The organism is Acetobacterium sp., from assembly GCF_041752335.1.
Classification (GTDB): Bacteria; Bacillota; Clostridia; order Eubacteriales; family Eubacteriaceae; genus Acetobacterium.
Genome location: NZ_JBGSHG010000082.1, coordinates 1 through 16,056 on the forward strand (window position 1 = coordinate 1; position 16,056 = coordinate 16,056).

The following is a 16,056-nucleotide window of genomic DNA, read 5'->3' on the forward strand; positions in this document are numbered from 1 at the left end:
TTAATTTACACCTCCGTAATTATTAAAATATTATAGACTTGGTAAAATTTTCTCCACATCACCGTGTGGTCTTGGGATTACGTGTACTGAAACAACTTGTCCAACTTTGTCAGCTGCTGCAGCACCTGCATCAACTGCAGCCTTAACTGCTCCAACATCACCACGAACCATTACAGTTACTAAACCAGAACCGATTTTTTCGTAGCCCATTAATGATACATTTGCTGATTTTACCATCGCATCTGCTGCTTCAATAGCGGCAACCAGACCTTTAGTTTCAATCATACCTAAAGCTTCGTTTGTCATAAGCTCTATCCTCCTTAATTTCAAGATTTTGTTTCTGAACTACCTATATTTTAATTCAAAGGCTATGATAATTACTTGTGCTGTTCTTATAAAATTATTGTAAGTTTCTTTGAATCAGTTTGAAAACCTTTTACTACCGCGGTTTTTTGTCTCTGTACACAAAAACATAGTGGAATATTTTGTCTAATCCCTGCACTTTAAAGTCGTATTTATTTATTGCTACAATTAAAAAGAACAGGTCCACCATCAGGTTTTCCTGTTCCATTTTTTTACCTTTTTATTTAATTTTTGTATCAGGATACTTCCCGATGTTTTTCAGAATATTTTTCATCTTTTGAATGGGCATTTCCTAATTGTTCATCTTCCTCTAGAGCAATACCGCGCCGCTCTTTCCGATACTCGGTCGGGGTCATTCCAGTACTCTTCTTAAATACCTTGCTGAAATAATTCGGTTCATGGTAAGAAAGATCCAGGGCAATATTGATAATCGGAACATCGGTATTGGCCAACATATCCTTGGCAATCTCAATTTTTCGTTCCGTCAGGTAGGTCACAAAATTGACGCCGGTTTCCTTTTTAAAGATCTTACTTAAATAGTAAGAACTCATATTGGCATACTCCCCAACCTGATCAAGGGAAATATCCTTATAACAGTTCCGGTCAATATAATTCAAAATATCTTCGATATTGTTTTTTCGGGTTTCTTTATTATCAAGCATCCGATCAAAGACCTTGTCAATGGTTTTCATGATTTCAATTTTTAAGTCATAACGATTTTTATAGCCGTTTACAAATTGCATGTTATTGCTTGAACAAAGCGGACTATTCAGTTCGTAACCGCACATGTCCTGAGTCACAATATTGAGTTCTTCCATAAAATGTTTGATTTCCGCCTGTACCGACATGATATCATAGGTATGGTAATCATAAATCATATCCAGATAACTGATCAGGGCGGTTCTGGCATCACTGTATTTTTTCTGAATAATGGCAAAAATGACTTCATTCATTTTTTCATCAAATCGTTCTTTAGCATTGTTTTTTAATGAAGCAATGCTCTGATTGATTGAATCCATCAATTGTTGGGGGCGTATCGGTTTTAACAGAAAATCATCGACCCGAGCTTTAATGGCCTGGTGAGCAAAATCAAACTCATTAAAAGCAGTAATTAAAATAACCTTCTTTTCATGATCTTCTTTTTTAATCATCTTTAAAACATCAATACCATTAATTTCCGGGATATTGATATCCAATAGAATAATATCCGGATTCAAACGCCGGATTTCTTCAATTGCCACCAATCCCGAAGATGCTTCACCAACAACTTCAATATTCTCACCATGTTGACTAAGAATGAGTTTAATCGCTTCAATCTCTAAATGCTCGTCTTCAACAATAAACAGTTTATACATGATTATAATCCCCTCCCAGCGAGAGACTTACGAGGTATCTTAATAGTGATCTCAGTGCCTTTTTCTAGCTCACTTTTTATTTCAACCCCATAATCAACGCCGTAATAATACATAAGCCGCTTGTTTGCATTATTAATTCCAATCCCGGTATTCTTTTCCCGGCCATCTGCTTCATAGGTCCCATCCAAAATTTTATGGATACGATCATCCGGAATTCCCTTACCATCATCAACAATTTTCAAGATAGCAATTTCTTTAAGAATGTCCGCTGTTATTCGAACTGCTCCGCCTTTGGCATTGGGTTCAATGGCATGGATAATGGCATTTTCCACAAAAGGCTGAATGGTCATAAAAGGACATAAGATGTCTTCAGCCATCTCATCCACTTCCACCGTATAATTGAGTCGATTTCCCAGTCGCATTTTTTGAATCGATAAATAGTTTTGTACATGTTCCATTTCTTCTTTCAGCGTCACCACATTGTTCTTTTCTTTTTTCAGGGTGTAGCGCATCATATCCGAAAATGCATAAATCATATCCTGGGTTTTATCAGCCCCTTCAAGAAGTGCCAGACGGCCAATGGTGTTTAACACATTAAACAGGAAATGCGGATTAATCTGAGCCTGCAAGGCTTTTAAATCTGCTTCTTTCAATGAAGCCTCAACCTCACTGCGCAGTTTAACCTCTTCCATCAATTCCAGGTTCTTATTATGTAATTCCTCCTGGATAATGTGAATCATTTGTTTTTCCACAAGATAATTGGCAATGGTATAGAGCAGATCCGCTGCTGCTCTGACCTGGGTTAATGTTGTTTTTAACGTTTTGTCATACAAATCCGTGATTTCAGGGTTTTTCGAAAAATCCGTCAGTTCATGGCTAGTACCATAAGGCAGGCGTTTCATTTCTTCTTCATCAATTTTCACCTGTCCAGCCATAATGGCGCCCAGATAATTTCCCTTTACCATAATGGGAACCGCAAGATCAACTAATCCCCCATGGCAAATGTAAATCGATGGTTTCCCAGATCGTGCCGACTCGATACCGCCATGAGCATCCGATTGATAGCAACAATCACGATTGTTGCTGTCTTTTCTGACACAATTACAGAATTCTGAAAAATTACTGTATTCAGTAATCGGATTGCCTTTGTAGTCAACCGTAACTGCGGCAAGTCCGGTGGCATCTGAAAAAGAATCCTGTATCCTTTGCAGTACCTCTACGTCAATAATGTCAGTAATCTTTAATAAGACTCTCATAAAACAACCCCTTTAGACAATAATCCCATAATTTTCATTTTACATCGATTTCCATTGAGTAATATTATAACACATACAGGAAATTTTTGGCATTTTTTTTACTGTTTTAGAATATTTTGCTTTGCATCAGTATTATATTGCTTCGCATTTTTGCATTTATTGGTAATTTGAACAAATCAGATATTTTCTTGACCTAAGGTATTTGAACAACTCTGTATTTTATCGGTTACAGGCAATAAATCCGTATTTTCGCATTCTCATCCAGTCAATCAGTACTTTTCAAACATTTTACCCTCTTATTAAGAAAGTTGAATGTTTTTTCTCAACTTTTTTTAAAAAAACACTTGCAAAATAAAGGTACCTCAATTATACTATAAAAGTGTCCTAAAAGCAGTATCATCTGGGGGTGTGGCGAAGTTGGGATCGCGTCTGACTGGCAGTCAGAAGGCCAGGGGTTCGAGTCCCCTCATCTCCACCAATAAGAATTGCACAAGAGAGCCGTTGAGGTTCTCTTTTTTTTATGTCCGGAGGCTGGAAGAGGTCGAAAAACCCCTAGTCTGGCGACTATTTGGCGACTATTTTAAAAATAATTAAAGCCCAATAACAAAAGTTACTGAGCTTTACGGGCTTTTGTGACTAGAATATGATCCACATTATCAGGCAGTTCAACAACGCCGTTTATTCCAATGTATCGGCTCATCGGTTTACATTCGGTTGGTAACGTGCAGCTTTTCCATAAGGGCATCCTGCAATACCCTGGAAACATTGACGTTTGCTTTATCCGCTTCAAGATTCAACCAATTGGGCAAGGTTACATTCCGTCTAACTGTTTTATTATCAAGTCGGCGGCGGTATTCTGTAAAGTCCACATCAACCAATGACACGATCCCTCTTCCATCAGTAGCAAAGGTACCCTGTAAAGGATCTATTTCATTGAATTTTGAAGGTGCTGGAACCTCTTCGCCATCGTCTTGAATCGTGATCCCCTTTAATCCAATGGCATCACGGGCCATATCAATGGCATCGGCCATATCGGATCCCTCAGTCAGAATTCCCAAATCTGGCACCTCTACCAGAACAATATCATCTGTTTGTGTGAAAATCACGGGATAGATGGCTTTCATTTGTTTATCCTCCTGGTTCTTTATTTTACAAGTGGAAGCAGGGCTTTTATAAGCCCCATTTCCTCAAGATTGCTTTTGCCAGACGTTCATTGATTTCATTGTGCCGTGGAATTTCCTCTAAATCTTTACCTCTCCGGTAAACATCATGCTTTCCTCCATGACGATCAAACTCAAAACCAATTTTTTCCAGCTTTTTTATCAAGTCTCTACGTTTCATAGTATCCTCCTGACACTTATATTGTACACACTAGATACACACTTGTCAATGGTATCAACTAGGTTGGCTTAATTTTTTCCATTAATTCCATTATTCCACAAAGATTTTCACTTGCCTTACTGTCAGTCAGAAGGCCAGTGGTTCGAGTCCCCTCATCTCCACCAATAAGAATTGCATAATAGAGCCGTTGATCTTCTCTTTTTTTATGGTTTGAACCTATTTTTACGTGAAATAATCTCTTTTCCCCAGCACGCCACCAGTTTTTCCAGCGAATAGCTGGCATTGGCAGGACTGGTGGATGGCAGTTTTGTGATCTCCTTGTTGGTTTTCTGATAACAATAGCGGTTATACAGTTCATCAGCTTTGCCGCCATTGGCATAAATGGTTACGATATCACTCTTATTTAATAGTGATCGAATATCGTTGGGCACCACATTTTTAATGGAGCTGTCGCTTGAACCATTGATATCACAGGAATAAATCACATCCCAGACCGCGAAATGATTTTCTAACAGCAGGAGCTTTTGTTCTTCAATGGTACCAGGGGTTGGTTTGCCCACTAGGGCACTGATGACTTTCCAGAATCTGTTTTGAGGATGCTGGTAGTAAAAACTGAGTTCTCTGGATTTTACCGACGGAAATGTCCCCAGGATCAGAATTTTTGATTTCTCATCGTATACTGGTTCAAATGTATGGATCATCGACGTTTTTTCTCCCTTCGTATCTCTTCTAACATCATAAAGATTTAATCTTAAAACACCCGTGAATTTGCCTCAGCAGATTCACGGGTGTTTTGATTTTTCAGCTTTTTAAATCCGGATTGCCTGGGCCTCTGTCCATTGGATAATGGTCTGATCAGGTGAATATTGATACAGATTGACCGTCTCAATAGCCGAACCAGCTTTAGGCGGTGTGATTACCACAAAGGTTCGGGTGGGATAGCCCTGGGCGTTGTCAATCCAGGTTCCGCTGTTGGCGTAAATGGTTTTTTGATTATCGCGATTGGTCATGGCGATGATATCCGCCACATGGGTATGACCAAAAACAACAATCCGTTTGGAAGCATCCACATCAAAAAACTGCGTTTGCGCCTGATAATCAGTAAAGGCCGGAACTGCCGCCCGGGTGATCGCTTCACTGACGGGGATTTTAACCGTTAAACCATTGATAGTCTGGCGTTCCTCCCAGCTATCCTGAATATTATGATAAAGCACACCGCTAATCGCTCCGGTTTCTTTATCTTGTTGCGGAATACAGTCATTAATGGAATAATTTTCGGTAAATCCATCAATATTGGTTTTTAAAACCTTGTCATCAAAGCTTTCCTTGACCGGTAATACCGATAAAATCGCTTTCCAGGTCTGATAATATAAATAGGCGTTAAATTGACTGGGGTCTTCTTTGTTGGGAATCATTTCCGGGAAGACATTATCCGACTGGGGATGACCCTCAATCACGCAGGTGGTGGCGATACGGGTAAAGAAATAACCCGGTGGTAAAATAGTGGTATCATCGTTTGTGATCGCCCGGTTCGAAATCGGATCGGGGGTGCAGAAAAAATTATACTTGTGGCCATGCTCGATGACAATTTCTGAACTGGGACCGGTGATATAGGTGCCCAGACCCTGCAGTTCTGCTCTGGCCTGACTGATGCCCGGAAAAATCCGGGCCACATCGGCCGCGGTTAACAATAAATCATGGTTCCCGGGAACATAGGTCACCTTGATTTCCCCAGCTTTGATGATCGCATTAAAGCCATCTATGATCGCCTGGTTGTTAGCCGCCACCTGATCAAAGAATTCGGCTTTGGAATCCGGCATCTGATAATCCATGGGTAAAAACCATTCGTCCAGTAAGTCGCCGCCGATGACCAGTTCTTTCACATTAGGTGAGTTTTTGACCTGGGCCAGGAAATCCACCAGCGCCTGTTTGTTTTTTTCCAGCTCGGCAAAGGATGAATCCACGCCCAGATGAAAATCGCTGGCAACAATAATTTGGCATCGTTCTTCGTTTAACTCCGGGTTGCCGGATAAATCAAAATCAATATTAGTGGCAAAATAGCCGATATAGTCACAACCCAGTGATGCTTTTGTCTTTGCACCCAAGGTGCTTTTTATGACCAGTTGATAGGCTTCCCCCTGGGCAAACCGGGTGATATCCTGATTATTGATGCGGATCGATTTTGGATCGTTAAGATCGATTTTTACCGCACATGCTTCTTCGACCGGATTCCCGGCGCCATCGATGCGATACAGCTTCACCGCATCCGCGATAGTAGCCGGATCCAGCTCATCACTGAATTTAAGCAAAATGGTTTGAATCTGATCATTTACCGGTGGGTTATCCATTTCATCAGACATTAACACATTGGACTCAATGGTCATCTCTTTTGAGCCATCCGAAATTGCCGTATAGGCCCCCAGAATCGAACTGGCAATCTTTAAACAGGCCAGACTAAAATATTTTGTGGTTTTCATTAATCATAACTCCTCTATCATTTATTTTGGCTTTGATTTTTGACGATCAGGTCAATCATATGATTCTTTTGAAAAATTGTCAGAACTAACCCAAGGGCTCCCCCGACTGCAACTTGTTATTTCGCCATTATTTTTGCTTTCGCTTCTGGGCCTCGGTCATAATATTCTTCAGCGTCAGCAGTAGCGGATTGCTCTCGGTATTACTGAGGGCATCCTTGGAATAGGTCAGCCCGGTCATCGAATTGGCTTCACAGATGTAATAAGTGTCATTTTCGCCAAACAGAAAATCGATACTGCCAAAGTAGATATCCAGCACCGCGGCAGCTTGTTCGGCAATTTCGATTACTTGAGCTGGTGGCGTAATAAACTGCAGATCACCACCCTGGGAAAGGTTGGATTTAAAGTTGTCGCCATTGTCCCGGATATAAGCGGTTGAGAATTTTCCGCCGCTTAGCATAATCCGCATATCCCGGCCTTTCGAGGCAGCGATACACTCCTGAATCAGGATATGGTCATCAAAATTCATGGCGGCGTAAATATCCAGAATGTTTTCCAGTTCTTTTTCGGTTTTGATCTGCACCACGCCTTTGCCCTTGCTGCCGTGCATCACCTTGACTACGCAGGGTAATCCCAGCTCGTCGGCAATGAAGGACGGCTTTGTTTTCGGGGTCATCAGCACCGTTTTAGGGAATAAAAAGCCCTGCTCAGCGGCTCCCAGCTTTTGAAAAGTCAACAGCTTATCGGCGGTGTTGTTCAGGCTTTCGGAACTATTGACACAAAGCACATCCAGGGACTCCAGCATTTTGACAACGGCCTTGCTATGATAGTTATTGCCGCCGAAAAAAGCTGACAGCGAAAAGTCCGGCACATCCACCGCTTCGCCACCGATAAAACAATGCTGACTGTCACCCGGTTCACATATCACCTGAACCTCACTGACGTCCACGGTTCTGATGTTGACGCCCATCTTTTCAATCAGCGCAATAATCGTCTGGATCGACGGCTCGGCCAATGTTTCGTGATTAACTAATAACCAGCCTAGCATGTTTTGTCACCTTCTCGCAATCTTTTTTTCCAGAGCGGTTCCGGTCGATCCTTGATCTGTTTCATTAAATCGGCAAACATTACTTTGATGTCAAAGGCCACTCCCGGCATCGCATTGGCTTCACATAAATAGAAGGTATCATTTTCGCCAAAGAGAAAATCGACACTGCCCATATTGATTTTAAGCAGCTGCGCCACCTTTTCGGCGGCCTCAATAACCGCTGCCGGTGGGGTATACTCGACGATATGGCCACCCTTGGCAAGATTTGATCGAAAGCTCTTTTCATTCTGACGAATAAATGATTTGACAAACTTACCGTTGGCCAGAATCATCCGCAGATCCCGACCGGAGGATGCTTTGATGCATTCCTGAATAATAATTTCATCGCCGATTTGGCTGGCGGTACTCATGCTGATCAGGTTGTCCAGTTCTTTTTCGTTGTTAACCAGCACCACGCCCTTGCCTTTGCTACCATGCATGACTTTCATCACCACGGGATAGTCAAACAGTTTGCTGACGAAGGATGCTTCCGTGTACTCGGTGACGAGCAGAGTTCTGGGAAAACAAACCGCTTCAATGGACTCGGCCACCAACTGAAAAGTCAGCAGCTTGTCATCGACATTTTTGATGGCATCGTATGAATTGATGCACAGCACCCCCAATGATTCCAGCATTCGCAACGCCGCCGAAGTATGGTAGTTTTTTTCCGTGAAGAAGGCTGCCACCACATAATCCGGCACCTCCATAATTTCGTCACCAACATAGAGTTTTCCGTCAAAGTCATGGTCGCAGACCACATGGATCTGTAGCGGATCAACCACTATCAGATCGACATGTAACTCTTCAACTACCTTCATAATTTTCACAATCGAAGGATCTTCCATTTTTCCGGGATTTCTTAATAACCAACCTTTCATTTTAACCTCCTGAATTTTATTTATCTGAGCTTTTAATTATCTGATGCACTTAAATATAAATTGGCGTATAAACCACCCAGCTTCATCAGTTCGGCATGACTGCCGACCTCTTTAATGTCGCCCTCGATCATAAAAATAATCTTATCGGCATTTTTGATGGTAAAGAGCCGATGGGCGATAATAAAGGTGGTTCGTCCCTTCATCATCGCTTCCATGGCCTGGGTGATCAAAATTTCGGTTCGGGTATCCACCGATGAGGTCGCCTCATCCAGTATTAATACCTTGGGGTCCGCAATAATCGTTCGGGCAATAGCCAGCAGCTGGCATTCCCCTTCGGATAGGGTGGTGAAATCGCCACCGATCCGGGTCTCATAGCCCAGGGGCAGTTTTTTGATAAATTCGTCGCACTGGGCTTTTTTGGCCGCCGCGATAACATCTTCGCGGGTTGCCCCGCTTTTGCCATAAGCAATATTTTCTTCGATGGTGCCATCAAAAAGCCAGGTATCCTGAAGTACCATGCCAAAAGCAGATCTCAAATTATGACGGGTCAGGTCTTTGACATTCAAGCCTTCTAAAAGAATGCTGCCGTGATTGATTTCATAAAAACGCATCAGCAGATTAACCAGGGTTGTCTTACCCGCGCCACTCGGTCCTACCACCGCGAGGATTTCTCCCGGTTCGGCTTTTAGCGACACATCATGGAATAAGGTCCGTTCCGGAATATAGCCGAACTCAACGTTATTAAATTCAATGCTGCCTTTGGCATTGGCAACATCCAGCACTTCGGTACCGACATCTGCCTGTTCCTCTTCCCGATCCAAAAATTCAAAGATTCGTTCGGCTGCTGCCGCACCGGACTGGATAAAGTTCAGGTTATTGGAAATCAGGGCCGTGGGGCTGGCAATATTATTGGCATAGATCAAAAAGGCCTGAATTCCCCCGATGGTCAGGGTCCCAGTAATGACAAAAATCCCCCCCACCACACAAATGCCAATATAGGCCAGGTTATTGATCAACTTCATCAGCGGTGCACTGAGTCCCGAATAAAACCGCGAACTTAAATATGATTTGAAGAACCGCTGATTGATACCATCAAATTTTTCGGCCGATTTTGCTTCGTGATTAAAAGACTTGATAATTAAATGGCCGTCATAGACTTCTTCAATCAGTCCATTTAAGGCCCCCAGTTCCTGTTGCTGTCTTCTGAACAGCACCTGGGTTTTTTTGGTAATCAGTTTCATTACAAAATAAGACAGCGGAATGGCGACAAAGAAGATCAGGCTCAATGAAACATTTAATACCAGCATCATCACAATGATTCCGATAATACTGGTGGCCTGAACCAGGATCTGGGTCAGATTGCTTTCCAGCGCTCCAGAAAGGGTAGTAGCATCATTGGTGACCCGGGAAAGCAGATCCCCCCGTTCACTCTGATCCAACACATTCAGCGTCAGTTTATTCAGTTTTTCCTGAATATCAGCCCGCAGTCGTTTAATCGCCAACTGTGACAGATAGGTGGTGCGCATGGTCGCATAATAGGCAAACCCGGCGCTTAAGATATAAAGCGCGGCCAGGATAATCAGTTGCTGCCCAATATAGGAAAAATCAATATCCGTATTTTTTGAAATACTGTCGGCAATGCTATCGGTCACATCCTTGGTAACCACCGGTGCAAAAATCGCAAAGATGGTACTGGCAATCAAAGCCACCGCCACAAAAAAGATAACATGTTTTTTGTCCTTTAAATAATGACTCAGTCGCTTACCGATGGCACCAAAGCTGTATTTTCTTTTTTTTGTTTTCACAGTGATTCCTCCTTCCCATCGCTATAGGATTGGGATTTCAGAATTTCCTGATAAACCAGACAATCTCGGATCAGGTCCTCATGTTTACCCTGACCGACAATGGCGCCATTGTCGAGCACCAGAATGCGGTCGGCATGTTTAATGGTGCTGATCCGCTGGGCAACGATCAACACCGTTTTATCCCCAAATTTTTCGCGAATGGCTTTTCGAACCAGGGAGTCGGTCTTAAAATCCAACGCCGAAAAGCAATCGTCAAAGATCGTGATTGGGGCTTTTTTGACTGCCGCCCGGGCGATCGAAAGACGCTGCCGCTGGCCCCCAGAAAGATCCTTACCGCCCTGAGAAATCGTGCTACTAAGTTGTCCTTCCCGTTCATTGACAAAGTCAAGTGCCTGGGCAATCGATAGGGCTTCGGTAACCTCCGCCTCAGTGGCCTGATCTTTGCCGACCCGGATATTTTCCAGCACGGTGCCACTGAATAACACTGATTCCTGAGGAACATAGGCGATGACACTTCTTAAATCATGCTGGGTACAATCCCGGATATCGATGCCGTCAATCACAATATTCCCATCGCTGACCTCATAAAGCCGCAAAATCAGATTGACCAGAGTTGTTTTTCCGGAGCCGGTGGCCCCGACAATGGCGGTGATTTTTCCTGGCTCGGCGACAAAATTCAAGCGCTCCAGAACATTAATTTCGGCGCCGGTATAACCAAAGCTGACATCTTTAAATTCAATTCGTCCGGTAATATTTTCCAGGACAGCGGGATTTTCCTTATCCTGTATTGAGAATTCGCAATCCAGCACCTCTTTAACCCTGGCGGCTGAAACCGCCGCCTGGGGATAAGCCATTAATAGGGCCGAAACCAGACCCAGAGCTGACATAAACATTAATACATATTGGATAAATACCATCAAACCGCCCAGACTGACGATTTGCTGTTGAACTTCATCAGCACCTAACCACAGAATAATCACCATCGTCAGGTTCATCATCAACTGCATCAACGGCGCAAAAAAAGCCACTGCATAGTTTGCTTTGACGGCGGCTTGCATGCCTTCCTGGTTGGCCTGACCAAATTTCTCAGTTTCATAATCCTGCCGGTTAAACGCCCGGATCGCTCGCACCCCGGTCAGTTTTTCTTTCATCAGCAGGTTTAGCCGATCCACTTTCTGCTGCATGATCTTAAATAAGGGCATGCTTCGGGCAGTGGTCAAGCCGATGATAATCGTCGTAATCAGAAAAGATCCCAACAACAACAACGTCAGGGTGACGTTTTCCCGAAATGCCATCACCAGTGCGCCAACTCCGGTGATCGGAACCAGCAGCAGCGACCGTAAGCCATTGATGACAACAATCTGCATCTGGGTGGCATCGGTGGTGGAGCGGGTCAGCAGGGTGGCTGCCCCAAAGCGATTGAAATCGGTCTGGGAAAATTCTTTCACCTTATCAAAGACATCCGCCCGAATCCGGCTGGTAAAGGAGGCGGTAACATAGGCTGAATAGTAGCTGGAAGCCACCATACAGACCGCCGCCACCAGTGAAACCGCCAGCATCATCGCACCGCTTTTCAAAATATAAGGGGTATCCCCCTGGGCCACCCCGTTTTCAATAATATCCCCCATCATTGTGGGCAGATAAAGCTGGGCCGCCGCCTGGCTGAGCACAAAGACAAATACCAGAATCATCTGGAGCCGGTAATCTTTTAGATACCGGATAAGTAAGCTAACCATCGGCTACTCCTTATCCACTAAGGCAAAGAAAAAGTTCTCTTTGACCAGTGTGTCAATTACCCGGACCGGTTTTAACTGATTTGCGGATATCCCCCGCATGATCATCAGATCACGGTAGAGGGCATAGGTTTCTTCCTGAACAAAGGAAATCTCCGAGGGGCTCAAGACGCCGCTTTTCACCTTGGATCCAATCGAAGGATTGGCCGTCCCCAACTTCTCTTCCATGATTTGGCGATACTCATCGTACCGTTCCTTCGCTAACGGTTTTTCTAACTCAATGAAAATAACATAGCGGCCCGGCGATACCGCCACATCGGCATAGACTGAGTAATCCACCAGTTCGCAGGCGGTGGCCCGGGCAAATTCCTTAACTGCCCAGGAAATGCACTCTTCGGTGGTCTTTTCGCCAGCAATGCTGACCATCTGATTAAGCCGATAGACAAATTTGATCTTGGGACAGTTTTTATACCAGCCCACCACCCGCACCACATCTTTGATCCGATAGCGGTAAAAGCCAGAGGTGTTGGTCAGGACTATTTCATAATCCTTGCCGGTTTCGAGCTGTTCCATGGTCAGGGTTTCCTCCCCTTCTTCCTGATCAGCCGGAATAAACTCATAAAAGGCCGAGTCCGGAATCAGCACAAATTCCTGGGCTTCCATTTCGTTACAGATCGCCATGATCGACTCAGATGCGGCGTAAACACTAAAATAAATGGGTATATCCCCCAAATAATGGCGCATTTTATCAGTATAGACAGAAAATCCCCCGCTTCCGATGGCGTGGACAAAAGCCAGCTCCGGCCAGATTCTGGGAATGATCGGGGTCTCAAATCCTTTTTCAAATTCCTTTCTTAATTCCGCTGCCCGTTTGGGGTTTGGTTTAATCTGGGTCAGCAACTGGGCTTTCACATCATCGGAAATTTTTATATCCGGATCGATGCTGCCTTTTTCGATATCATTGACGATCATTTCCCAGTTTGTTTCCATGTATTTCATCAAGTCGGAAATTCCGGTCATAAAGGCCGAAACAATATAGGACAGATTTCGCTCCATCAGCGCAAAGCGAAGGTGAGCATACTTGGTATCCATTATTTCGGTGGGAAAAACGATTTCCTTAGGTGAGGTGAACATCAGAAACAAAATGTCTTTGATGCTATAGACACCCCGTCCTGAAATAGACCCGGCAAATAAACCATTGGGTAACGTTTCAAATTTGACTTCCATCAAGTTCAGGCCGCGACCGCGTCGCCACTTTTTCCCCAGAGCCCGGGCAATAATGGCAAAACTGAACTGGGTGGCATATTCCCGATAAAGATCTACGGTTTGTTCCGAAACCGGGATCTTCTTGGGATTATCCACACTTCCGGAAGTCAGGGCATAATGAACAATGGGGTCTTTGGTAAGCAGATCCGACTCGCCAGCTACCATCCGTTCAATATAAGGAGCATAATCATCATAAATTGAAAATGGCACCATTTTTTTATAATCTTCAACGGTGTTAATCTTGTCAAAATGATAGCGTTTTCCATATTCGGTATCGGCATTTTTTGCTAGCATATCCAGCAACAGCTGCTTGTTTATTTCCGGAGCATTTTCTGTTAATCGATCAAAATTCTCTATTTTTTTGTAGCCTTTTTTAATATTTAGGGTATAGATCAACTTTGGTATAATTTTTATCATTTTTCGCCTTCCTTTGCCCAGTAAATGATGCTACTTTTTTCTGGGTATTCTTTGACTATAGTTTTTAATTTGGTTTGATTCACATTTTTCCCTGGCATGATCGATCGGGTGAACAGCGAGTCCCGGTAGCCATCCTGCATCAGCAGCAGCTCAGGTGCTGCCAATATATTGTCGTTGCGTAATTTTTGATAATCCCGGTTATCGGCCATCAGGCTTTTATCCAACGCTGCTCTGAATAATTCACCGTCAAGTGTTTCTGAGCAGGGTTCCAGCATAAATACCAATTTTCGCTGATTAGCATCTAATAAAATCTGAAAAAAGCGAATTTCCTGGTTTTGTTGGACGGACACCCTTTGAATGGATCCTTCAATCTCATAGATCATCAACTTCAAATTCTCGATGTCAAGGCGTTCGGATTCTTTACAGACAAAAACAACCCTGGGGATCTGCTTAATCATATCCGTGACATAAACAATATCCTTCATATTATAGCGATACAGCCCGGAATAAGAGGTGATAATCAGCTCGTAATAGCCACCTTTTTTCAATTCATGAGCCAGAACGGTTTCATTGTTTTCTGATCCGACCGGCAAAAATTCAAAAAAATAACCAAAGAGGGCGAGTAATCCAGCCGGATCCTGGGCTTTATCTGGTATATTGAACTTGCCTTCGCTGGCGCCGTAGCCCCATTCCAAAAACTTCACAGTCTCTGGCAAAACCTTTTTCACATCGGCGACTATTTTTGCCGCACTGGAAGACATCCAACAGGACACAACCGAAAACTCCGGCCAGATTTTCGCCACATCCAGGCATTTATTTTTCGCTAGAATTGTTTTTAATTCGTCAGCCCGATCCGGGTTTGGCTGTAATTTTGACTCCAGTTTTTCCCGCAGCGATGCTTCCAAACATATTTTTGAAGATATCTGACCCTTGCTGATATCTTCCAGCAAATCAGTTGCAGCTGCATTCATTTTTTTCAGCAAGATATTAAAGTGAGCAATATTACTGCAGACCACCCCAACCAGATTCTTTTCTTCCAAAGCATAACGGATCGTCAGATAATCGGTGGCCTCGTTACTCACTTCTTTAGCCATCATCATTTCTGGCGGCAGCACCATTTTTTTCAGCATCTCGATCGGCATATCTTTGGCCGCCTGACCGGAAGCTGAGCCAATCGGAATGCCCGCTTCAGTCTTTCCATATTCAGAGGGATTGGCAATGGCCAGCACCTTTTTCCCTGGGGCCATGACTTCTGGAGCCAGCATTAACAGCAGGATCGCCCGAATCTGAGAAACCAGTCCCTTGACCAGTTCGCCGTTTTTACTTTCCGGCAGTAGTTTGGGAACACCGGTGGAACCACTGGTAGCAATAAAACTGGCCGCCGAACCGTCAAAAAAGATGTCTACAGCCCCGTCTTTTAATCTGTCAATTTCCGCCGCCACCTGAGAATAGTCCGAAATTGGCACTCTTTTTCTGAACGCATCAACGGTTTTAATCTCAACGAATCCCATTTTTCTTCCAAATTCAGTATTTTCTGCAGATTTTAAAATATCCTGAAGCACACGCAATTGTGTGACCTCAGGACTATTTTCTATTAAATAGAAGCTTTTGACTAATTTTTCATTGGGCATTTCCTTTAATAACTCAGGAATGCTTTTGCCTTCACTCGCCTCAAAGATGTCACTGGAAATTTCTTCCGGGATTCTATCTATTGTCATTTTATCACCTTATTCGATGGTTAAAATATCTGAAAATCCCGTCATATCAAACACTTCCTGGATTTCCGGTTTGACATTTTTGATCACCAGACTGCCGCTGAGTGCTTTGGATTTCTTTTGAATCAGGAGTAAAACCCGCAATCCGGCACTGCTCACAAAATCCAGTTTATCAAAATCCAAAATCATATTAAATCCTTGTTTACTGTAATATGCTTCCATTTCTTTTTGAAATTCAGGAGAGGTATTGGTATCCATCCGACCCTCCAGTTCAACCACAAATATTTCGCCATCTTGTTTTACTTCAATTTTCATTTTTGTACCCTTTCTTTCTTTTGAAATTATAGACATGATAATTAATTTTTT

At 43.3% G+C, this 16,056-nt stretch carries 14 protein-coding genes and 1 tRNA gene; 1 reads left to right on the forward strand and 14 read right to left on the reverse strand.

The window, feature by feature from the left end; all coding sequences use genetic code 11:
• Positions 1-30: 30 nt before the first annotated feature.
• The 3 genes from pduA to ACEW8F_RS10515 form a co-directional block, all read right to left on the reverse strand.
• A complete protein-coding gene (gene pduA, locus ACEW8F_RS10505) occupies positions 31-306 on the reverse strand; it encodes a propanediol utilization microcompartment protein PduA (RefSeq protein ID WP_014356948.1) in 276 nt (91 codons plus the stop codon).
• A 293-nt stretch (positions 307-599) separates the two neighbouring features.
• Positions 600-1,718 (reverse strand): response regulator, encoded by a 1,119-nt coding sequence (locus ACEW8F_RS10510; RefSeq protein WP_373483422.1) that lies wholly within the window; start codon positions 1,716-1,718, stop codon positions 600-602.
• Between the two features lie 2 nt (positions 1,719-1,720).
• Entirely contained in the window at positions 1,721-2,974 is a 1,254-nt protein-coding gene (locus ACEW8F_RS10515) for a PocR ligand-binding domain-containing protein (RefSeq protein ID WP_373483423.1), read from the reverse strand.
• Positions 2,975-3,376: 402 nt separating this feature from the next.
• Here ACEW8F_RS10515 and ACEW8F_RS10520 point away from each other — a divergent pair.
• Positions 3,377-3,452, forward strand: a tRNA-Ala gene (locus ACEW8F_RS10520).
• A gap of 226 nt (positions 3,453-3,678) precedes the next feature.
• Here the strand turns inward: ACEW8F_RS10520 and ACEW8F_RS10525 are convergent.
• The 11 genes from ACEW8F_RS10525 to ACEW8F_RS10575 all read right to left on the reverse strand — a co-directional run bounded on the left by ACEW8F_RS10525 (position 3,679) and on the right by ACEW8F_RS10575 (position 16,005).
• On the reverse strand, positions 3,679-4,098 hold the full coding sequence (locus ACEW8F_RS10525) for a type II toxin-antitoxin system HicB family antitoxin (protein ID WP_373483424.1): 420 nt from the start codon (positions 4,096-4,098) through the stop codon (positions 3,679-3,681).
• Positions 4,099-4,144: 46 nt separating this feature from the next.
• Complete coding sequence (locus ACEW8F_RS10530) at positions 4,145-4,315, reverse strand: type II toxin-antitoxin system HicA family toxin (RefSeq protein ID WP_186893716.1); 171 nt, start codon at positions 4,313-4,315, stop codon at positions 4,145-4,147.
• A 203-nt stretch (positions 4,316-4,518) separates the two neighbouring features.
• On the reverse strand, positions 4,519-5,016 hold the full coding sequence (locus ACEW8F_RS10535) for a DNA-deoxyinosine glycosylase (protein WP_373483425.1): 498 nt from the start codon (positions 5,014-5,016) through the stop codon (positions 4,519-4,521).
• Between the two features lie 108 nt (positions 5,017-5,124).
• Positions 5,125-6,792, reverse strand: coding sequence for a metallophosphoesterase (locus ACEW8F_RS10540; protein ID WP_373483426.1), 1,668 nt, complete (start codon positions 6,790-6,792; stop codon positions 5,125-5,127).
• 127 nt (positions 6,793-6,919) lie between these two features.
• On the reverse strand, positions 6,920-7,837 hold the full coding sequence (locus tag ACEW8F_RS10545) for a RimK family alpha-L-glutamate ligase (RefSeq protein WP_373483427.1): 918 nt from the start codon (positions 7,835-7,837) through the stop codon (positions 6,920-6,922).
• Positions 7,831-8,754, reverse strand: coding sequence for a RimK family alpha-L-glutamate ligase (locus tag ACEW8F_RS10550; protein ID WP_373483428.1), 924 nt, complete (start codon positions 8,752-8,754; stop codon positions 7,831-7,833). Before ACEW8F_RS10550 ends, ACEW8F_RS10545 begins: the two co-directional genes overlap by 7 nt.
• 32 nt (positions 8,755-8,786) lie before the next feature.
• Positions 8,787-10,559, reverse strand: a complete 1,773-nt coding sequence (locus ACEW8F_RS10555) for an ABC transporter ATP-binding protein (RefSeq protein WP_373483429.1) — start codon at positions 10,557-10,559, stop codon at positions 8,787-8,789.
• Positions 10,556-12,295: an ABC transporter ATP-binding protein gene (locus tag ACEW8F_RS10560; protein WP_373483430.1), complete on the reverse strand. Its 1,740-nt coding sequence runs from the start codon at positions 12,293-12,295 to the stop codon at positions 10,556-10,558. Before ACEW8F_RS10560 ends, ACEW8F_RS10555 begins: the two co-directional genes overlap by 4 nt.
• A gap of 3 nt (positions 12,296-12,298) precedes the next feature.
• Positions 12,299-13,975 carry a GH3 auxin-responsive promoter family protein gene (locus ACEW8F_RS10565; protein WP_373483431.1) on the reverse strand — a complete coding sequence of 559 codons (1,677 nt, stop codon included), beginning with the start codon at positions 13,973-13,975 and terminating at the stop codon, positions 12,299-12,301.
• On the reverse strand, positions 13,972-15,693 hold the full coding sequence (locus ACEW8F_RS10570; protein ID WP_373483432.1) for a GH3 auxin-responsive promoter family protein: 1,722 nt from the start codon (positions 15,691-15,693) through the stop codon (positions 13,972-13,974). Before ACEW8F_RS10570 ends, ACEW8F_RS10565 begins: the two co-directional genes overlap by 4 nt.
• Before the next feature lie 9 nt (positions 15,694-15,702).
• The gene (locus ACEW8F_RS10575; protein WP_373483433.1) at positions 15,703-16,005 is read right to left on the reverse strand and encodes an STAS domain-containing protein; all 303 of its coding nucleotides are present in this window, start codon (positions 16,003-16,005) and stop codon (positions 15,703-15,705) included.
• Positions 16,006-16,056: the final 51 nt, after the last annotated feature.